Origin of the sequence: Sphingomonas sp. PP-CE-1A-559 (genome assembly GCF_004340965.1) — a bacterium.
Classification (GTDB): domain Bacteria; phylum Pseudomonadota; class Alphaproteobacteria; order Sphingomonadales; family Sphingomonadaceae; genus Sphingomonas.
Genome location: NZ_SLYA01000020.1, coordinates 1 through 19,572 on the forward strand (window position 1 = coordinate 1; position 19,572 = coordinate 19,572).

Annotated in this window: 22 protein-coding genes; 11 read left to right on the forward strand and 11 right to left on the reverse strand. The window is 61.5% G+C overall.

The genetic code is table 11. The annotated features are described in order from the left end of the window. Positions 1-61 precede the first annotated feature (61 nt). Both C8J42_RS19495 and C8J42_RS19500 read right to left on the reverse strand, forming a co-directional pair. On the reverse strand, positions 62-604 hold the full coding sequence (locus tag C8J42_RS19495) for a ferritin-like domain-containing protein (protein WP_133021472.1): 543 nt from the start codon (positions 602-604) through the stop codon (positions 62-64). Positions 605-711: 107 nt separating this feature from the next. Next, positions 712-1,203: a nucleoside deaminase gene (locus C8J42_RS19500; RefSeq protein ID WP_107955984.1), complete on the reverse strand. Its 492-nt coding sequence runs from the start codon at positions 1,201-1,203 to the stop codon at positions 712-714. Positions 1,204-1,558: 355 nt separating this feature from the next. Here C8J42_RS19500 and C8J42_RS19510 point away from each other — a divergent pair, with 355 nt between their 5' ends. After that, positions 1,559-2,368 (forward strand): transglutaminase-like domain-containing protein, encoded by an 810-nt coding sequence (locus C8J42_RS19510; protein ID WP_133021473.1) that lies wholly within the window; start codon positions 1,559-1,561, stop codon positions 2,366-2,368. 33 nt (positions 2,369-2,401) lie between these two features. On the opposite strand, the gene C8J42_RS19515 is transcribed toward C8J42_RS19510, so the two are convergent. The 5 genes from C8J42_RS19515 to C8J42_RS19535 form a co-directional block, all read right to left on the reverse strand. Beyond that, positions 2,402-2,776 carry a hypothetical protein gene (locus C8J42_RS19515; protein ID WP_207897195.1) on the reverse strand — a complete coding sequence of 125 codons (375 nt, stop codon included), beginning with the start codon at positions 2,774-2,776 and terminating at the stop codon, positions 2,402-2,404. Positions 2,777-2,844: 68 nt separating this feature from the next. Next, entirely contained in the window at positions 2,845-3,132 is a 288-nt protein-coding gene (locus C8J42_RS19520) for a hypothetical protein (RefSeq protein ID WP_133021475.1), read from the reverse strand. Between the two features lie 4 nt (positions 3,133-3,136). After that, complete coding sequence (locus C8J42_RS19525) at positions 3,137-6,400, reverse strand: error-prone DNA polymerase (protein ID WP_133021476.1); 3,264 nt, start codon at positions 6,398-6,400, stop codon at positions 3,137-3,139. Then, positions 6,397-8,181 (reverse strand): DNA polymerase Y family protein, encoded by a 1,785-nt coding sequence (locus C8J42_RS19530; RefSeq protein WP_243644633.1) that lies wholly within the window; start codon positions 8,179-8,181, stop codon positions 6,397-6,399. Before C8J42_RS19530 ends, C8J42_RS19525 begins: the two co-directional genes overlap by 4 nt. Next, positions 8,096-8,857 (reverse strand): protein ImuA, encoded by a 762-nt coding sequence (locus C8J42_RS19535; RefSeq protein WP_207897196.1) that lies wholly within the window; start codon positions 8,855-8,857, stop codon positions 8,096-8,098. The genes C8J42_RS19530 and C8J42_RS19535 overlap by 86 nt, the downstream gene beginning before the upstream one ends. A gap of 196 nt (positions 8,858-9,053) precedes the next feature. On the opposite strand from C8J42_RS19535, the gene C8J42_RS19540 reads away from it, so the two are divergent. From C8J42_RS19540 to C8J42_RS19560, 5 genes are all read left to right on the forward strand, one after another. After that, entirely contained in the window at positions 9,054-9,500 is a 447-nt protein-coding gene (locus C8J42_RS19540) for a hypothetical protein (RefSeq protein WP_133021477.1), read from the forward strand. 213 nt (positions 9,501-9,713) lie between these two features. Continuing rightward, entirely contained in the window at positions 9,714-9,983 is a 270-nt protein-coding gene (locus C8J42_RS19545) for an HU family DNA-binding protein (RefSeq protein WP_133021478.1), read from the forward strand. Positions 9,984-10,035: 52 nt separating this feature from the next. Beyond that, on the forward strand, positions 10,036-10,707 hold the full coding sequence (locus C8J42_RS19550; protein ID WP_279388773.1) for an SOS response-associated peptidase family protein: 672 nt from the start codon (positions 10,036-10,038) through the stop codon (positions 10,705-10,707). Between the two features lie 27 nt (positions 10,708-10,734). Continuing rightward, a complete protein-coding gene (locus C8J42_RS19555; RefSeq protein WP_133021480.1) occupies positions 10,735-11,022 on the forward strand; it encodes a hypothetical protein in 288 nt (95 codons plus the stop codon). A gap of 50 nt (positions 11,023-11,072) precedes the next feature. Further along, on the forward strand, positions 11,073-11,318 hold the full coding sequence (locus tag C8J42_RS19560) for a hypothetical protein (RefSeq protein WP_133021481.1): 246 nt from the start codon (positions 11,073-11,075) through the stop codon (positions 11,316-11,318). An 81-nt stretch (positions 11,319-11,399) separates the two neighbouring features. Here the strand turns inward: C8J42_RS19560 and C8J42_RS19565 are convergent, their stop codons facing one another. Together C8J42_RS19565 and C8J42_RS19570 are read right to left on the reverse strand one after the other, a co-directional pair. Beyond that, on the reverse strand, positions 11,400-11,585 hold the full coding sequence (locus tag C8J42_RS19565) for a hypothetical protein (protein WP_133021482.1): 186 nt from the start codon (positions 11,583-11,585) through the stop codon (positions 11,400-11,402). Positions 11,586-11,864: 279 nt separating this feature from the next. Continuing rightward, positions 11,865-12,470 carry an FMN-dependent NADH-azoreductase gene (locus tag C8J42_RS19570; RefSeq protein ID WP_133021483.1) on the reverse strand — a complete coding sequence of 202 codons (606 nt, stop codon included), beginning with the start codon at positions 12,468-12,470 and terminating at the stop codon, positions 11,865-11,867. Positions 12,471-12,560: 90 nt separating this feature from the next. On the opposite strand from C8J42_RS19570, the gene C8J42_RS19575 reads away from it, so the two are divergent. Beyond that, the gene (locus C8J42_RS19575) at positions 12,561-12,938 is read left to right on the forward strand and encodes a helix-turn-helix domain-containing protein (RefSeq protein ID WP_133021484.1); all 378 of its coding nucleotides are present in this window, start codon (positions 12,561-12,563) and stop codon (positions 12,936-12,938) included. 457 nt (positions 12,939-13,395) lie between these two features. Here C8J42_RS19575 and C8J42_RS19580 read toward each other — a convergent pair whose 3' ends face one another. Next, positions 13,396-14,541: a GTPase gene (locus tag C8J42_RS19580; RefSeq protein ID WP_133021485.1), complete on the reverse strand. Its 1,146-nt coding sequence runs from the start codon at positions 14,539-14,541 to the stop codon at positions 13,396-13,398. A gap of 607 nt (positions 14,542-15,148) precedes the next feature. Continuing rightward, positions 15,149-15,844, reverse strand: a complete 696-nt coding sequence (locus C8J42_RS19585) for a hypothetical protein (RefSeq protein WP_165895579.1) — start codon at positions 15,842-15,844, stop codon at positions 15,149-15,151. Between the two features lie 145 nt (positions 15,845-15,989). Here C8J42_RS19585 and C8J42_RS19590 point away from each other — a divergent pair, with 145 nt between their 5' ends. The 4 genes from C8J42_RS19590 to C8J42_RS19605 are packed head-to-tail and all read left to right on the forward strand — an operon-like array spanning position 15,990 to position 19,349. Beyond that, complete coding sequence (locus C8J42_RS19590; RefSeq protein ID WP_133021487.1) at positions 15,990-16,232, forward strand: hypothetical protein; 243 nt, start codon at positions 15,990-15,992, stop codon at positions 16,230-16,232. After that, the gene (hxsB, locus tag C8J42_RS19595; protein ID WP_133021488.1) at positions 16,229-17,641 is read left to right on the forward strand and encodes a His-Xaa-Ser system radical SAM maturase HxsB; all 1,413 of its coding nucleotides are present in this window, start codon (positions 16,229-16,231) and stop codon (positions 17,639-17,641) included. The genes C8J42_RS19590 and hxsB overlap by 4 nt, the downstream gene beginning before the upstream one ends. After that, positions 17,638-18,720 carry a His-Xaa-Ser system radical SAM maturase HxsC gene (hxsC, locus tag C8J42_RS19600; protein ID WP_133021489.1) on the forward strand — a complete coding sequence of 361 codons (1,083 nt, stop codon included), beginning with the start codon at positions 17,638-17,640 and terminating at the stop codon, positions 18,718-18,720. The genes hxsB and hxsC overlap by 4 nt, the downstream gene beginning before the upstream one ends. A gap of 17 nt (positions 18,721-18,737) precedes the next feature. After that, entirely contained in the window at positions 18,738-19,349 is a 612-nt protein-coding gene (locus tag C8J42_RS19605) for a peptidoglycan-binding protein (RefSeq protein ID WP_133021490.1), read from the forward strand. Positions 19,350-19,572 lie beyond the last annotated feature (223 nt).

Here is a 19,572-nt window from a genome sequence, read left to right on the forward strand (position 1 = left end):
CTCCGGCTCCGCTTCGCTCCACCTACGCCCGGCAATGGCGGCGGAGGCGACGATGCACTAACTATCTACCCGGACCACCCGGTGGGGGCTGCTCAGTAACTGCTTCCGCCTTTGCGTTCACGCTCGACGTTGCCATCGCCGTCAGCTTGTCGTCGGTCGCATATTCCTCGTCGAGCGTCTCTTTCAGGATCGCTGCGATATCGGCGCGGCCGAGCTGGTTCGCCCAGGCGATCAGCGTGCCGTACCGCGTGATCTCGTAATGCTCGACCGCCTGTGCCGACGCGATCAGCGCAGCGTCGAGCACGGCCTTGTCCTCGATCTCGCCAGCAACTTCGTTGGCTTCCTTGATGATGCCGTCGATCGCCGGACAGGTCACTGCCTTTGCCTTCTCGCCGAGCAGGTCGAAGATGCTCTCAAGGCGTGTGATCTGCCCTTCCGTCTCACGCAGATGGGTTTCGAAACCTTGCTTCAGGGCTGGTGCCGTCGCCTTATCGGCCATCTTCGGCAAGGCCTTGGTGATCTGGTTTTCCGCGTAATAAACGTCCTGCAGCTGATGCAGGAACAGGTCGTCGAACGTCACGATGTCTTTGGAAAACAGGCCCATGATAGTGTCCTCGCTGAGCGGATAGCCGCGAAGCAACCTGCTCCGGCAACGCCGCAACGCACCGACTCAGGGGTAAGTTTCGTTCGGTTTAGCGCCGCCTCAGCGCCCTATAGATTGGCCTGCTCGTCGACTGGTAGCTCAGCGTCGGGACCATAATAGAGCTTGGCGCAGTCGTCGCGAAGGCACCCTCCCTCAATGACGATGTCATCGCGGTAGGCGTCGCCGATGAACGCGAGCGTGTCGACGTGCTGCGCTTCGAAATACATCTTATGAACATCATCGCGGCCCGCCCCGTAAACGACGCGGCCGACCTTCGACCAGATCGACGCCATCGTGCACATGCCGCAGGGCTGCAGCGTGGAGTAGAGCGTCGCACCGCGCAGTTCCAACTCCCCCGTGCTTTCACACGCCCGTCGGATTGCCATCATCTCGGCATGCGCGGTCGCGTCCGGCAATTCCTTCGTCTGGTTGCGCTCGCCCGCGATAACCTTGCCATCGAGGACGATCACGCACCCCAGCGGCGAGGTCGAGGGATCGGAACCCTTCGATCGGGCGATCGCAATGGCTTCGCGCATCCAGCGTTCGTCATCCTGCGTCATCGTTTCGGCTCCCTGTTACGGTCGCACAACGCGTAGCGTGCACAATGGATCGTTCGGCGCAGTCGTAGTTGCTTGCCGAGGATGGCCGAACGCTACCGTTCCTTGCTGCGGGTTGCGAAGACAGGCTCTCAGACGGTCATCTTGCAGGGTCATAGGGTTTTGTGCAGGCGAACGATATCGTCATACGATCCGCGCAGCCAGGTATCGATGTCTGCAGGATCCAAGATCGTAATCATGGCTTTCGGGTGGATCGGCGCATCGGCATGTTGGGATCGCACGTGACGCGGGGTACGCCGGGCCGCTTACCCGGACGTTGCCATAGAAACGATCGAAGCAGCCCCCCATCTAACGGCTCATGACCAATAGCATTCTTCATCTCGGGCTGATGGAAGACGGCGAAATCGAGCTTGATCTGGCCGCCCTGGAACTCGCAGTGCTCGATCATCCCGGTATCGATCTTGATGAATATCTCGACGAGCTCACCGACATGGAAATAGCTCTGCGCGCTGCTGACGGCGACGCAGTAGGTAGTATCGCTCAGGCCCAAGCCCTGAGCAGCGTGATGGTTGAAGAGTTCGGGTTCTCCGGCGACCGCGTACACTATGACGATCCGCAGAATGCGGACCTGATCGCGGTCGTCGATCGCAGGCTCGGTCTGCCGATCAGTCTGTCGATCCTCTATGTGGCGATGGCACGACGTCTCGGATGGTCGGCAATGCCGCTCAATACCCCCGGGCACGTCCTGGTGCGCCTTGGCGACGCGTCGGATGCGCTGATCATCGATCCCTTCAACGATGGTCGCATCGTCGCCCCTGAACAGGTGCAAGCCTTGTTCGAGCAGATGACGGGCCAGACCCGGTTTTCCGACGGGATGCTTCCCCTGTCGAACCGGTCGGCGCTCGTTCGCCTGCTGCTCAACCAGGCGACCCGTGCCGAGCAGGCCGGGGATCCCGCACGCGCGCTGGTCCTGTACGACCGTATGACGATCGTGGCGCCCACGCACGCCCATGGTTGGTGGGAGCGCGCCAGACTTCAGCTGGTCGCAGGCGATGTGGCCGGCGCGCGCAGCAGCCTTAGCGCGATGCTGGAAATTACCCGGGATGACGATCTGCGCCTGCAGGTATCAGCAGCGCTCGATGCCCTTCCCCGGCCAACGCCGTCTTGAACGTCGCGGTGGACTGGCTCTCGCTGTGACGGCTTATCCCAAGCGCATCCACCGTCGCTCATGCCAGGCCCGGGACTGAACGATGTCTCCGAACCGCCAGAACCGGGTTTCCCGCGTGTGGGGACCTGCGCGGACGAGCGTCCAGCACTCACCCGTCGGCAGCTCCACGATGCGGTGAATGTGCGCAGCGTCGACGTGGTAGGTTTCGCCAAGGAGTCGGTGAACCAGTTCGCTGTGCCAACCGCCGTTTGGATCCAAGCGGAACACCTCTTCGACATAGCCGCCATCAAGGATCTCGGTGTCGAAGCTCCAGGGGTGATCATGCGGGGTCGCATGCGGCTCTTCCATCTTGAACCAGTGCAGTGTGCGTCCGTCATCCAGATGGTATTTGGTAAAAGCCCGCGACATTCGCTCAACGCTGACGATCCGCGTGCCGTCGGGAACGCGAGCAATGGCTGCTCGCGGTAGTCGCATACTCACGGTTCGGTCACCTCTTCATAACAGCCTGCGCGGCGCAGCTGGCGGACAATACCGTTGAACGCCGCGGTGACGCCCTGGGCGCGTCCGATCTCGTTCGTCTGCGATCCTGAGTCCCAGTAGAGAGCGAGCGGCCATTTCTCGGGGCAATGCGGCAGCAGGCATCTGAGCGCCAGCCGGATCTCCGGAACATCAACCCGTGCTTCAGAACAGCGCGAAACGCCACAGCGCAGAATATGTACAGACAGCGCAATCACGACGCGCTGATGCCTTGGCAGCGTGGACATGGGATCAATGGAAGTCATGCGACTTGAACCGCACGACCTCCTCCGGATCCATGCCTTCCGCGTGCGGTGGCCAGTAGCTGTTGCGAGGCTCCGGCTTCCAGCCCTTGTCGCCGCGGTCGGGGGAGCCGGGGTGTTGGCCAGCATCGCCGCGGCCGGTCCGGTGCGGGAACGACATGTCGCCCACCCGGTGGAGCAGGTCGCCGTGGTCGATGATCCGGTCGCAGATCACATGGAGGATCTCGCCTTCCTTCTGGACCCTTCCCTTCATGCCGACCATCGAGGCGGACATGATCGTGCGCCGCTGCGCCTCGAAGCGGTCCGGCCAAAGGATACCGTTGGCAATCCCGGTCTCGTCCTCGATCGTGATGAAGAGCACGCCCTTGGCAGACCCCGGCTTCTGACGGACCAGGACGATACCGGCGACCTCCACGTGGCGACCGTCGCGGATGTTGGCGAGGTCAGCGCATTTGGTGACGCCGCGTCTGGCCAGATCGTCGCGCACGAAGGTCAGCGGATGGGCGCGGAGCGATAACTGCAGAGCGCGGTAATCCTCGATGACCTCGCGACCGTCGGTCAGCGGCCGCAGCGCCACGTCCGGCTCGATGCCTTCTGCGCTGAAAGTCTCGGCCACGCGATCGGCCGCGGCGAATAACGGCAGCGGTGCGTCACCTAGTCCCCTCACCTTCCACAGACCTTGTCGGCGATCGACGCTGAAGCTGTGAAAGGCGTCGCCATCGGCCAGCTTCTCGATCGCGGCGCGCGGCACCCCCGATCGCCGCCAGACGTCCTCCACGCTCTCGAAGGCCGTCAGCTCACGCGCGCCGACAATCTTTGCGCCATCCGCGTTCGACAGGCCGCGGATCTGGCGCAAGCCGAGCCGTACCGCGAGATAGCGCCCACCTGTCTTCTCTAGCGTGCAATCCCAGCGGCTCGCGTTGACGCGTGGAGGTCGAACCTCGACACCATGGTCACGCGCGTCGCGAACGATCTGTGCCGGCGCATAGAACCCCATCGGCTGTGCGTTCATCAGTGATGCACAAAACACGTCCGGGTGGTGATGCTTCATCCACGAGGAAGCGTAGGAGATCTTGGCAAACGAGGCTGCATGGCTCTCAGGGAAGCCGTAGGACCCGAAACCTTCGAGCTGGCGGAAGGTGCGCTCCGCGAAGTCGCGAGGGTAGCCGCGCTCGACCATGCCCTCGATCAGCTTCTCCGAAAAATGCGACACGCCGCCTGTGACCTTGAAGGTGGCCATCGCGCGGCGCAATTGATCCGCTTCGGCCGGCGTGAAGCCGGCACCGACGATCGCGACCTTCATCGCCTGCTCCTGAAAGAGCGGCACGCCGAGGGTCTTTTCCAGCACCGCACGCAGCTCGGGTCGCGGATATTCCGGTTTCTCCAGTCCTTCGCGCCGGCGCAGATAGGGATGGACCATGTCGCCCTGGATCGGACCCGGTCGCACGATCGCAACCTGGATCACGAGGTCGTAGAAGCGGCGCGGTTTCATCCGCGGCAGCATCGACATCTGCGCGCGGCTTTCGATCTGGAAGGTGCCGAGCGTGTCGGCCTTCGAGATCATGGCGTAGACGTCCGGATCGTCGTCTTGCAGGTCCGCCAGCCCGACCCGCAGCCCCTTGTCCGCCTCGAGCATGTTGAAGGCGCGGTTCATGCAGCCGAGCATGCCCAAGCCGAGAATGTCGACCTTCATGAACTTTAAGCTGTCGATGTCATCCTTATCCCACTCGATGATCTGGCGGTCTTCCATGGCAGCGGGTTCGATCGGCACCAGGTCATCAAGGCGATCATGGGTCAGAACGAACCCGCCAGGGTGCTGGCTCATGTGGCGGGGCACGCCAATCAGCTTGCGGGCCAGTTCCAGTGTCAGGCGCAACCGGCGATCGCCGATATCGAGATTGAGTTCTTCGACCTGCTTCTCGCCAACGCCATCGGCTGACCAGCCCCAGACTAGCCCCGCCAGTGACGATGTGAGGTCTTCCGGCAGCCCTAGCACCTTGCCGACGTCGCGAACCGCTCCGCGCGCCCGGTATCGCGTGACGACCGCCGTCAGCGCGGAGTGATTGCGACCATAGGTCTCGTAGATCCACTGGATGATCTCTTCGCGGCGCTCATGCTCGAAGTCGACGTCGATATCGGGTGGCTCGCGGCGTTCGCCGGACACGAAGCGCTCGAACAGCAACTCATGCTTCACCGGGTCGATCGAGGTGACGCCGAGTACGAAGCAGACGCAGCTATTGGCGGCCGAGCCCCGACCTTGGCAGAGGATCCCGCGCCGGCGCGCCTCACGGACGATCGCATAGACGGTTAGGAAGTAGGGCGCGTAGCCAAGCTCGCCGATCAGCCGCATCTCATGCGTGATCTGGTCGGTATAGGCCTGCGGTACGTCGCCGTCGAACATCCGCTCGACCGCCTCGGTCGCCAGCTTCTGGAGCGCCTCTTGCGCCGTCAGGCCATCGATCAGCTTCTCATGCGGGTATTGATACTGAAGCTCGCCAAGGTCGAAGGTGCAGATGCGCGAGATGTCGACGCTGGCCTGCAGCGCGTCGGGATAGGCGCGGAAGCGCCGGACCATCTCGTCCGGTGATTTCAGCGCGCGATCGGCGTTGACCTCGCGGCGATAGCCAAGCTCGTCGACGGTGCATTTCTCGCGCACCGCGGTCACCACGTCCTGCAGCAGCCGTGCGTCGGGTGCGTGATACAGCACGTCGCCGGTCACGACGGCGCGCACGCCCGCACCGCCCGCCTGTCGAGCAAGCGCATCGATGCGGACCGCGTCTCCCGGTCGGCGTCGCTGGAACAAGGCCATGTAGCCGCGACGACCGTAGACTGCCTTCAGATCGGCCAGTGCCGCAAGGCTCTCCTCGTTCGCCTCGTGCGGCAGCAAGATCGCAACGACGCCTTCAGACCATGGCTCAAGGTCATGCCAGTGCAGCAGGCAACCACCCTTCCCTGCCCGCTTCTTGCCGACGGTCAGCAGCCGCGTAACCCGCGACCAGGCCGATCGATCGATCGGGTAGAGCAGCAGACGCCGGCCGCAGGACAGATCGACGCGCGTGCCGGCGATCGAGCGGACACCGGTCGCCTTCTGCGCTTCCCATGCCCGCACGACGCCGGCGACGGTACCGATGTCGCTGACGCCGATCGATGGATAGCCAAGCACGGCCGCGGCCGCGAACAGCTCGTCCGGACTGGATGCACCCCGCAGCAGCGAGAAGTGCGTCAGCACCTGAAGCTCGACATAATGGGTCATCCGAAGACCCCGTGCATCCACCAGGACAGATCACCGGTGTCGTCCTCGAAGCCGTCACCGCGACGGAATACCCAGTAGCGGCCGCCAGCCTCGTCCTCGACGCGGTAATAGTCGCGGACAGCCCAGACCTCGGCGTCGCGCCGCCACCATTCGCCGTGGACCCGCTCAGGTCCGTCGCCCGCGACGACCTTGTACGTCTTGCCGCGCCAGTCGAACCGACGCGGTGGCTGGTCTGGCATCAGCGCCATGACCCGGTGCAAAGGCTCCGGATGCGCGAAGAGACGGATCGGGCGTTGCCAACTCGGCCAGCTTCCCGGCACCAGGTTTGGGTCGGAGCGGACAACGGCTCGCTCGGGTACATGGCTTTCGACGGGCGCTATGCGGAAGACGGCATGCCCCCCGATCCGTCCGGCGATCAGGTCGACCAGGCGCGACCGGTCACGCACCAGTGTCTCACCGGCGAGGACAGCGCCAAGGTCGATCGCATCGAGCGGCTCGGTGTGCGGGGCCACCAGCCAAAACTGCTCGAGGCCCATGCCCGGGTTAATGCGCTCGATGCGCAGCCTTAGCAGCCGCAGGAGATGCGTCACCTCGCGTGTCGGCCGGGATGTGCCGACCGCCACGATCTGCTCACTGCCGTCGACACACAGGCCAGTCAGGCGCAACGATCTGGCGCCAAGACCCTTGGCCTGCAGCAGCTCCGCGAGGTCGCGCAGGAGGTCGCCCATGACCTGCTCGATCGCCTCGGCGGTGCTGATCGGCTCCAGCAGCCGACGCTCGACGGCCGGCACCTCGGCATCCTCGCGCGGCGTGAGCGGCTCTGCCATCCCGCCCAGGGCCTGATCGAGCCGCGTTATCGCTGGTAGACCAAGTCGCCGCGCCAGCGGTCCGCGTGCGACCGGCAGGAGATCCGCAATCCGCTCGAAGCCGAATTTACGCGCCGCGGTTAACGCCGTGGGCGTCAGGCGCAGGGCTGCGATCGGTAACGGGCTGAGCGCCTCGACCGTGCCACGCGGTTCGACGCGCGTCAGATCGTCCCAGCCGAATCGCGCCAGAGCGTGTGCAGCGCCTGGTGTGTCGGCAACCGCCACGCGGGCGGTGAAGCCTGTGCGACGGCAGAAGGCGAGCAGGCGACGGCAGAACCGCTCTTCCCCACCGTGCAGGTGTTCGCAGCCGGCAAGGTCGATCCAGAGCCCATCGGCTGGCGTCACTGCCGCGATCGGCGACCAGCGACGGACCGCCAGTAGCGCTAAGCGATCGAGTAGCGCCGCGTCGGCTTCAGGCTCTGCTGGCCGGAAGTCCAGATCCGACACCAGCGCGCGTGCATGGGTGGCGGCCATGCCGGGGTGGATGCCGAGCGCTTGAGCACCGGTGCAGGCGTGCACGACCTCTTCGCGTCGTCCGACTGTACCGACCAGCGCAAGCGGTGCGTGCTCAACTGGCAGCGCCAGTGGCGCAAAGGTGCGTAGAGCAGGTGCTGCAGCTTTGTACGGATGGCTCGCTGCTTCCGATCGCCGGCCAAGCTCGCGCATGGGCGGCTGCGCATGAACCGGCAGCGCCGCGATCTGCGCCGCGACTTCCTCACGTGATTGCGCACCATTGCGCGCCCAGCGGGCGCCAGGCCGCCAACCGCCGCCCCGTGGCACCGAACAGGCACCCGGATCGTCGTCGACTGGCAGTTGCAAGGCGGGCCGCTCAGGCGACCGCGTAGCGGGCCGTTCCAACCGTCTCAGCCGCTCGATGGCCAAGTTCGGCAGGAACAGCGAGACGACCCGTCTCATCGCTGCCCTCCAGTATAAGGGAAAAGCCCTCACCGCCGCGTTGCCGCGCCAGTTCGACCATCCATCTGGCGCGTCCTACACCCGCGACCTCCAGCCGCACCGAAGGCGCGGAGCCGATCCGCCAGCGCGTCCGCGCGGCGGACGGTTCGGAGAAAGGATCTTGATCACGGCCGCGTCGACGACGCAGCAACAGCACCGGCATGTCGGCTTCCGCTGCCACCAGCTGCAGGCGGCGGGTTGCGACCATCGAGACCTTGCTGGCTTCCGCGATGATCGCCGATGGGGTCCCGTCGCGAACCGCGTCCTCGATTACAGCGAGCAATGCCGCGTCATCATAGGGCTGAGCATAGATAACATCAGACGAGGAAAGGCCTGCCTGAGCCAAAGCCGGCGCGTAGAGGTCGGTGCGACACGTCGCCCACAAAACAGGACCGCTGGCATTGGCGGCCTCGCGCGCCGCAATACCGGCAAGGAACAGTGTGGTTGCGGCATCATCCACCAGTGATCCGCTACGCGCCGTCGCCTCGTGAAGCGCGCCGGCACGCAAGCCTCCAGCCCCAAGTCTGCTGTCGATCGCAGTCACGCCGAACGGCAGCACGCGGTAGTCGGTGACCGGCGTGGCAATCGTCCGCAGGTGGGCAAGGCTAGTAGCAAGGGACTCGGGGGCGGGGGACATCATGGTCTAAGACTCTACTCGTTCTCTTTATGTTCCGTCACCAAGTCCTACATTGCAAGCGCTTTGATCGTCCCAATCCGGGCAGGTGCCCTGCCTTTCCCCTCGGCGCACGAAGGGGAACGAAAAAAATACGAAGCGGCAACAAATGGCGAATAATTCGCTTTCGTTTGGCCGGTGGGTGACTCATAGAATCGTCATGCCGATCCGCCCCGAGAACCGCTGGCTCTACCCGATCGACTGGCGGCAGCTGTCGCAGACCGTCCGGTTCGATCGTGCCGGGGCCAAGTGCGAGGGATGTGGCCGGCCGCATCTGCGCCGTGTGGTCCATCTCGGCGACGGACGCTGGTGGGATGCCGATGTCCGCTGCTGGCGGTCGGACCGGGGCAAGCGTATTTCGATGAAGGCCGGGTTTGTGTTGGCGTCAGTCCGGGTGACATATGTCGTCCTGGCCTGCGCGCACCTCGATCATGATCCGGGCAACAGCGCGTCTTCGAACCTCAAAGCACTCTGTCAGCGCTGCCACATGATTCATGATGCAGCCGAGCATCGCTGGCAACGCTGGTGGAATGTCTTTCGGCTCCGTGCGATCCGCGATCTCTACGAGGATCCCCGCGTCACCCGAGAACGCATCGCCAGCCGCTAGAGACGATGTTCCGGGCGCGCATCGCTTCGGCTGCAAGGTCGGCGATCGGTCCCCGCCCTGCGGTCGCCTCATAGACTTCGGCGACATCGTGATCAGCGAGCTTATCCAGCATCAGCCGCACAGCCTAGACGCTCGTGTCGTCCAGTACGGTCTTTGTCTCGTCGTTCGCCATGGCTAAGGTCCCGCCGGTGTTTCCAATGGAGAACGAATAGCATGAACGTAAGTGACCTGGCCAAGGGCGTCGCCGAAGCGACCGGTTCGAACGAGGCCGATGCAAAGAAGGCGATCACCGCCGTATTCGACCAGATCGCAGCCGCAGCCGTGAAGAGCGAGGAAGTTTCGATTCCCGGGTTCGGCAAGTTCACGGTCAAGGACCGTCCGGAGCGCGAAGGCCGTAACCCCGGCACAGGTGAGGCGATCACGATCGCGGCTTCCAAGAAGGTTGCGTTCACAGCCGCCAAGGGGCTGAAGGACAAGATGTAAGACGTGTGCGTCGGCGAGCGGTCTCGTCGGCGCCAACCCGAGGAACAGGCTCGTGTGCAACCGGTATCGTATGACCGCAAAAGAGGTCGACCTTGCAGTCACCTTCGGTATCCGACCTCCTTATGAGAAGGACGAGGAATACCCCGTTGGTGACATCTTCCCGACCGGCAAAAAGACCCCGTTCTACGGCAAGGTGATCGTGCAAGACGGCGCGGAGCGAAAGCTTGAGCGGATGGAATGGGGCGTACCAACGCAGGTCCCCAGCGCGCGCGACCCTGCGGTTAAGCTAACGAAGTACGTGACGAACGTGCGGAACCTGAACTCCAGCTTCTGGCGATCGATGCTGACGACACCGGCGCGGCGCTGCCTGGTCCCGGTCACCGCCTTTTCGGAATATGGGTTGGTGCCCGGCGAAGACGGCAAGAAGCCGCTGCACTGGTTTGACGTGCCCAGCCGCCCAGTCTTCGCCTTTGCAGGCATCTGGCGTCCGACAGAGCGTGGCAACGCCTACGGCTTCCTGACGACGGAGCCGAACACGATCGTGGCCCCCATCCACCCGAAGGCCATGCCGGTCATCCTACACGACGAGGATTACGACCGTTGGCTGACCGCACCCTGGGACGATCTGAAGGACGTGGTTGCGCCCTACCCCTCGCAGCTGATGCGGGTTGAAGGCTTGGTCACAGCGGACGCGGACCATGCCCGATCACCTGTGCTATTCTAGCCTTTGAACCCCGAAAGGTGACTGACAATGACAGAAGCGACATGGGGCGAAAGCGCCAAGACCCCGGACATCAACTGGCGAATGAGCGCGTCGTTGGAAAACGTGCCCCGCGGTGACACCGATATCGCTGAAGTGACGAACCTAGAGCGAGCCGTGCGGGATTGGTTCAGGCTGGACCCTGAACATAGGGAAGCGGCGATCTTGACCACGGATCATGCCGTTCAGATCGAAGGGGTTTCCAGTACGACGTTTACTGGCGAAGCTATCACGGCCCTAGCCGAGCATTTGCCGTCTACTCCAACCGTAGAGGAGTAATTACTATGGTGAAATTCAGCGTCCGGTAGGAGCGCAGTGACGGATATTGGGTGGCGGAGCGTGATAGCATCGGCTTCACCGGCACGACCGACTTTGGTCCCGTCGAGTTTCTGATCACCAGCGAAGCGTTAGCCGAAATGCCGAACCCGGCGCTAGAAGGAATTGAACCAGAAACTGCGGTCGAGGTTTTCATCGAGTTCGAAAGCGACATTCACCGCGTCGCCCAGAGTGAATTTGTTAAACGCATTGGTGATGAGCCACCGATCCTGCTGACGACTTCAGACGTGGCGCTTTAGCGTCGAAGCAAGTTAGCAATTCAACTGGTCAATGGTCCGGAGCGGATTACGATCCAGACCCACGTCGTCTCCATGCCTATTTCAGTATAAGCCGCCCTCTTCTCGCTCCTCCGCGCCTTCCTTTTGCGCTTCCTCAAGATCGTTTGGCTCTTGTTCGTCGGCGACTGGTTTATCCTCAAGGGTATCTTCTGGCCCGTTGTTGCCGTCCGGTAGTTCGTTGACGTCGGCTTCAAAACCGGGCTCTTCGGCTTGCGGGGCGGTCACCACCGTTGCTCTCCTTCATACAATCAAACGATCCAAAAACCGCTCGGTTGCGAACCGGCGGACGATACCTGACACCTACCCACGAGCGCTCGCGTTACTGTTCCTGGTGAACTTAATCATGGTGTACCTTTTGAGGACCGATAGCCGAATGACCCAGAACCCGTCCTCCACGATGGACTCGCTGCGCTTCAGAACCGGCCGTTTGTGCAGATCTATTCAAAAGTTCCAATCGGGTGGCCAGCCACGGCCCGATCTCCGTGGCTGATTTCGCTGTCGACCTGGTCAGGCAGCAATCGCCTCTATTTTTTGAGCGGCGCTCGCCATCGCGGCTTGATCCTGCTCCGGTCCGTAAGCGATGCCTTCCGCCCGGATCACCTCGACGTCCAGGATGCCAAGAAAGTTAAAGATCGCCTCGAGGTAAGTCGACAGATGATCGTACGCGGCGAACGGTCCTTCGGAATAAACTCCGCCCGATGAGAGGACGAGATAGACCTTGCCGCTCAGCAAGCCGCGTGGCCCCTCGGCCGTGTAGCTGAAGGTTTGCCCGGCGATCGCTACATGGTCGACCCACGCCTTTAACGTCGAGGGCACCGTAAAGTTGTACATGGGCGAGCCGACCACCACCACGTCCGCCGCCTTGAGCTCGTCAACCAGCGCCTTTGATCGACTCATCGTTTCGGCCAGCTTGGTGTCGCCGGTGTTCTCGGCCGTCCAGGCATGCCGGATCGTCATGTCCACGTGGGGAAGCTGGTTGGCGACGAGGTCGCGGTACACGATTGTTGCGTCGGGATTGGCGGTCTTGAGCCGCTCGACGAGTTCACTGGAGAGGCGGCGTGTATGCGAGACAGCGCTTTCGCTCGCACTGGCATCGATGTGCAGAATGTTCATAGGCTCAGCTCCGGTCTGGAAAAGTGACCTAGACCAGCTATGTAACCTCAAGCCCCCCGCCAAGAAGGCATTTTCGCAGGACCTAGTCACATGGAGCTGACCACCCCCGAGCCGATTCACGTCGAATGCAAACGGTTCAGCGGTGTTCTCAGCCTCATCGGCGACAAGTGGACCGTCATGATTGTGATGACGCTCACGGAGCGGCCGCGGCGCTTCAATGACATTAAGCGCACCATCGGCGGCATTAGCCAACAGATGCTCGCCCGAACGCTGCGTGCGCTTGAACGCGATGGCATGGTGGCCCGCACGGTCCACTCAACCGTGCCGCCTCAGGTGGAGTACGCCCTCACCGCTCTTGGCCGATCGTTGGCCGATCCGATCCGAGAACTCGGATACTGGGCCGGCGCGCACATCGCGGAAATCGAAGGCAACCGGTCAGCGTTTGACGAGGCGAGAGACAGCCAATAGCCCGCCTAAACCCGCCGGTACCAAACCTTGGCGGCATTGCTACCCGGCGGCAAGACGACCCATAAGTCGCCGTTCAATGCCCTCCCCGGCTTTCCCAACTTCAGACGCTCGTTAAGCTTAGCCAGACGGTCGCTAGACCGGCCACCAAAGCCGGCATCGGAGGGCAAAAAGTGGGACATTCCGGTCTTTCGACCCAGCCACCTTGGAAGACGGCGTCGGCTAAGAGCGGTTATCCCGGACGACGACATTGAAGCTCGGTCAGACGAAAGATTGGTGGAAAATGTCCGGGCAATTCCGGGAACCACGCAGTCAAGATCGGGCCTTCAAAGTGTCACAACCGTTCGGTTGTGACACTAAAACCATGGAGGGGGAGCAAACATTACCGTGCCAACTGACTACTAACCCAGCGAACATGAGGCGATCGTCGTTGAAGTCGGGGCCGATTGTATAGCCGTCGCTAGGCGGCGGAGGATACGGCCCGCCTCAACAAACGACCGATCAGGTTGAGTACCGCAGCTTTGTTTTTCAAGTCGCTAATACTCATACCTTTAAGTTCAGTGCCGACTATCTTGAAGAACTTGAACGCCGCCTTTAGCTTCTCTCGGTCTTCTAAGGAATCACCGTTGACAAGCAGCCATCTCACTGCGGCCAGCATGGCAAAGGTGATGACGACCGCAATACCTGCTGCGGCAACATCCAGAACTAAAGTCGGGGGAAAGAAAGATTTGGCCCACAGGAAAGCGGTCGTACCAAACGACTCGCCTATGAAACTTGGAAGTAGTCGTAGCACCGAACCCTTATCCAGAATGTGTCCCGTATACAGATAGTTCAGGCTCGTTATCGCGATCACCTGCGTCGCGGTGATGTAGGCGGCGCTACCCGGAATGAACGCCTCCCCGGCAACAGCGACGATCGCCATCGCTATAATCGAGGTCGCGTATTTATCTTTGCTCTTGAGAAATCGGGCGAGAAGAAGATCCTTCTTCTCCCGCCTCAAAAAATCAAGAATCGCATCTCGGACACTATCGACCCCACGAATATCCATAGGCGCGGTTTTCCGAAGCCCAGGGTCATATCCCTTGGTGCAGGTCTTAAAAATGGTGTCGACTTGGAGAGCGTCTTTCCATTGCTCCATCACGCCGTCGAGTGCGTGATCCTCCAGATCATCCCACTCATCCACCTTATTCAGAACTACGATAGTGTTTTTACAGGAAGCCTTTAGCTCGTCATAGCTCTCCTTCTGGCTTGCGTCCGCGGAGCCGGTTACGACGAAGACGCCCATGTCAATGGATGCGAGAAACTTCCTAGTAAGTTCGCTGTTCTCCCGTCGCACGTCGCTGAGACCAGGACAGTCGATAATGAGCACCTTGTCTTCAAACTGATAGGGATAGATTGCGGTAGTTATCCCGGAGCGTGAGCCAACAACTGCGATCGGGTCATCACGTTCGCGCTCGAATAGCGCATTTAGGAGCGACGACTTTCCCGCGCTGACCTTGCCAACCAGCGCGATGTTCACGCTTCCGTCGAAGTCGGGAATGGCATCCTGATAGGCTTGGTTAAAGACGCGTTCGAAATCGCTTTGATCAGTCCCGGAATCGTTCACTTAAACCCTCCACTCAGCTCGATGGACTACCGCTTGCGGCGAGCACTTCCCATTAGCCAGCATTGTCCAGCCAGAGGGATCGCGCAACCGCATCCATCAACCTAAGCCACCTGCAATTGGGTCAAAACCGGTCGGTTTTGACACCGCTGTCCGGAGCGCGGTTTTCCGACTGTTCGGAGGTATCAGAACCACGTGTCAGAATCAGGCTTTCAAAGCTCTTATACTTTGACAGTAACGATCGGGACTCGGCGAGTACCGGCGGACAGTTTCGTGAACCTCGGGCGGCCGCTACTGTCCGATCCTGACATTGGCGAAACGCCAGTGAACGTCGTAATATGGTCGAGAGCTGCCGCCAGCTTCCCACTGGCGCGACCCACAAAGCGACATTCGCCTCCTGTTTGTCGCTCCCCAACTTCTGCCATTCGTTAATCTCGCGGCGATGGCTGCTTTTGTCGCAGCAGATGAAATTATATAGATGGCCGGTGCTTCGACCGCGATCCGCCCTCGCGTCGATCGGAAGCGGCGTATCGATCAACAGATTGCCGCCCGCGTAGCTGATCTCAGCCGTGCTTCGCTTGGCTCGACCGGATTTGTTGAAACGCTAGCGTCAGGCAGTAGCTGTCGTATTTTCTTCCTCGTCGGCGGGTGCGGACTGATCGTCCGGCTCCCCGGTCGGCGATGGGAGCGACGGCGCAGTTTCTGGTCTCCCCTTGTGTTGTGCGTTGACCTTGGCCTGCAGGGCCGAGAGGCGGAGGTCCGCGGCGTCGGTATCCAGTCCAGCTGCGACGGCAGCTTTGAGATACCGCCCGGCCGCTGCTTCGGTATCGAACCAAGCCAGCTCCTTCTCCGCACCGACTGGTTCTCCGTCGCCGAGCGTTGAGCTCGCTTCCGCGTCGAAGCCCCCGCACTCGTCGAGCTTTCGCCAGCTAAAGGTTCGTGCGACGGAATCGTAGCAGTTCTGGCTGTAGATCATCTCACCGGCGAGTTCTTCTTTCGCAGCGATGGAGACGCGTGAGGCGCCCTGACGAACGCCTGCGGGGCTCAGCGGTTGGGGCGGCAGAGGTGATTGCGCTTCCACAGCAGTTACCAACGCCTCCTGAGCATTACCCACGTCCTCGGCAACGGGCGTGGTTGAAGTCGAAACGCCCGTCGATGACGAGCATTTTGAAATGCCGAATAGCAGCGCAACTGCCACGACAAGGATCAGCCAACCGTTATTCCCGGCCTTTTTCGGCGGAGTTGTGCCAGCCGGAGAGATAACCGACGGTTTGGGTGACAGCCGCACGGGCCTGCGTTCGACCAAGATTTTCCCCCGAGTTGTCCTTCGCGGAGCTTAACCTTGTCGCACTGATCGGCAATCGGAATTTTATTTAAGAATTAGAGACTTGCCGTAGCATATACTCGCTCATAGCATTTCGAACTGATTTGAATGTGGGGACGGCGTGGGGATGGTGAAAGTTCTGATGGAGCTGTCGATGCGCGACGCTCCGTACGAAGCCGAAGCGGCGAAACGCGTGGCCATGGTCTCGGATACGCTTCGAGCCCAGGTTGAGGGCCGCCACGTGATGATCTCAGGTGCTCAAGACGAGGCCGAAGCACGACATTGCTGGCGCGTGTGGCTGCTGAATGAACGCCTCGTCGCAGAAGCTAGCGCAGACCGCCAAGCCGTCCTCGCATTGCTGGTCGCTTGAGCTTCGTACCGCTCCGCCTTCGACCGACAGGTCGTGGAAGCGCGCTTGCGGTCAGTGACGCCGGACGCTTCTTTGTCGGATCGTCGGACTTTCTGGAACGGCTGGCAGACGAGCGCATATCGGATAGCGACCGGGCCTTTCTCCGATCAGGCGGCTTCTTGATCGAGGAAGGCGACTTACTCGGCGCGACTGCACATACGCGCGGAGTGGCTGATCGCATCGCATCCGTTGGAACGCTGGACTATCTTATCCTGGTCCCCACCCTTCGATGCAACTTGTCGTGCAGCTATTGTCAGGTGTCGCGGGTCGCCGAAAAGCGCCAGGGCTTCGACTGGAGCGAAGAGACGCTAGCCGCAGTCCTGACCATGATTGACCGCCTCGAGACGCCGCGGCTCAAGATCGAGTTCCAGGGCGGGGAACCTACGCTCCGACCAGACCTCATCCGCGCGGTGATCGAGCGTTGTGCGCGGTTTGAACAGGTCGAATTCGTAGTCTGCACCAACCTTCAGCATGTCGACGATGAGATCATGGCGATCTTCGACCGTCCCGATGTGCTTATCAGCACCTCCCTCGATGGCGATGCCGCCACTCACTCGCGCAACCGCACGGGCACGTTCGAGATTACGAATGCCTTTTTCGCCAATCTTCGTTCGCTAACGGATCGTCACGGCCCACGGAAAATCTCCGCTCTACCCACGATCGATCCCACCTCGCCGCCCGAGATCGACGACCTGATTGATGCATACGTCACGCTTGGTCTGGACAGTATCTTCCTGCGCCCGATCAATTATCAGGGTTTCGCGAGGAAACGGCATGCCACCTCGCGCGAACAGGATGATGGTTGGCGCGGATACTACGAACGCTTTGTCCGGCGCCTGATCGAGCGCAATTGGTCGGACCGCGGTCGCGTGCTGGAAGAGACCTACCTGAGCATCGCTTTGAGACGGATCTTTCAGCCCGGCCTCGAAAGACATGTCGATCTGCGCAACCCGAACCCGATGGGGGTCGACTATATCGTCGTGGATCACGACGGCACCGTCTATCCCACGGATGAGGCCCGAATGCTCGCGCGCTCTGGTGTCGTTGATCTAGCGATTGGCAGCGTCACTGACGGATGGAACGGCCCAGCGCGTGATCTGTTTAACACGGGCGTGACGAACCAGTTCGACCCGGACTGCATGCGCTGCGCCTTCCAGCCCTTCTGCGGACGCGACGTAGTGGACGATCTTGCACGCTACGGACGAATGGATTTGCCCAGGCGCGAAACCGACTTCTGTCGCCGACACCTTCATCTCTTCGATTTCGCCTTTGAGCTTATATATTCGGACGACGAGGCTGTGAGACACTCCCTGGGACGGTGGCTTCGAATTCCGGGCACGCCTTCGGCGTTCGGGGAGCGACTGTCATGATCGAACTCATCCGTCCCGCCACTGCCGACGCCGAGAGGCCTTATGTGACGCGACTTCGCAGTACGGCCAGCGCCTTCGACCCGCACGATGCGGTGCTTATCGACGGGGACGCCGAAGGAGGCTTGTTCAGCGGCGCGTTCGGCATAGTTGCTATTGAGGGCATACCTCCTGGGCAGCTTGAAGGTGAGGTGGTGCTGGTAGATCCGGCCCGCCGCCGCATCGAACGTCTGCTCCGAGCCGAGTCGACGACGAACACGCTGTTGGTGACCGAGCGCTGCGATCAGCTGTGCGTCATGTGCTCTCAGCCACCGAAGAAGACGCACGTCGACCGTTTCGATCTACTCGAGCGGGCGTGTTTGCTAGCCCCAGAAGGCATGCTCATCGGGATTTCAGGGGGTGAGCCCACGCTGTACAAGGAGCGCCTTCTCACGTTGATGGAGCGGACGCTTTCCATTCGCGCGGATCTGAGCTTCCACGTTCTGACCAATGGTCAGCATTTTACGGCGGCTGACATCCAGCGGCTTGGCGCTCCCAAGTACCGGCGCGTCAGCTGGGGGATCCCGCTCTATTCCGCCGAACCTGCCCTTCACGACCTTCTGGTTGGCAAGGACGGCGCCTTTGCACAACTCGAAGACGGCCTTTCCCACCTTGCGATGGCTGGGGCGCGGATCGAACTGAGAACGGTAGTGATGAACGACAACGTCGGTGGCTTACCGGCTCTCGCTGGTTACGTATCGTCAAGGCTTCGCTTCGTCGAAGCATGGTCGATCATGCAGCTTGAACATGTCGGCTTCGCAAAAAACAGGTGGCCCACCCTCTTCTTCGACCACAGCGGGCGGTTCGGGCCGATCGCGGAAGCGCTGGATCGGGCTCAGCTGCACGGCGTGAGAGCGCAGCTATTTAACTTTCCTCGCTGCACGGTTCCTGCCGCATATCGCAGCCTTGCGATCGCTTCGATCTCCGACTGGAAGCGCAAGTTCGCGCCGGCGTGCAGCGATTGCCGTGAGCAGACGAAATGCTCCGGCTTCTTCGAATGGCATCCCGATGAGGAGGCACGGTTGACTGTGAGGCCGTTGTGAAACGAACTAAGTTCCTAGTGTCGAGCCTGCTCGCGGCTGGCTTCTCTGGCCAGCAGGACGCACTGGCGCAGGCATTCTCCAAAGCCACGACGAGGGCTATTGATGATCCACAAGGGGGCGCCCTCCTGCGTCGATTCTCACAGGATCACGCAATTACGCTTGCCCAGCATCGCAGTCATTCCAGCCATTCGAGCCACCGCTCGGGCAGTGGCGGCGGCGGTCATTACAGCCATACCAGCCATCGCTCGTCGTCCGGCGGCGGGTACAGCCCGAGCTACGACAGCACACCGACCTATTCCACGCCGTACGTCGCACCAGCTCCCACGCCGTCAGCTCCGCCAGAGCCCGCACCAGCGGTGCAGCCTTTATTCGCACGTGAAACCAGAGCAGCAGCGCCGCCGCCCGACGGGCTACCGGTGCTGTCAGGAAGAACGAAGCGCTTCACGTCGATTGTGCGCCGGGTCCAGATCGCGCTGATGGCCCAGGACCTCTACTCGGGAGCAGTTGATGGAGTGGTCGGGCCGGCGCTGCGCTCGGCCCTACGAAAGTTTCAGAAGGCTCGCGGCCTCGACGTGACCGGCACTATCACGCCGCAAACCCTCGATGCGCTGATGGTTTCCAGCGGGTGAAGTTCAATAGTCGTGTAGCGACGTCGAAAACGAGACACGTCGGCGCCGCTGCAAGTCCTCGATGGGTAACCGTAAGAGCTGGCATGAAGGGCGCAACTTCCTTTATGGGGTCGGCTCGCCCGACCCAGAAGATGGTGTATCGCGGCGGCTGCATTTCGACAGCAGATGAGATTTGCAGCCCCTTCACGTACGATGCCTGGATCGGGGTCGACCTGACCTCGTG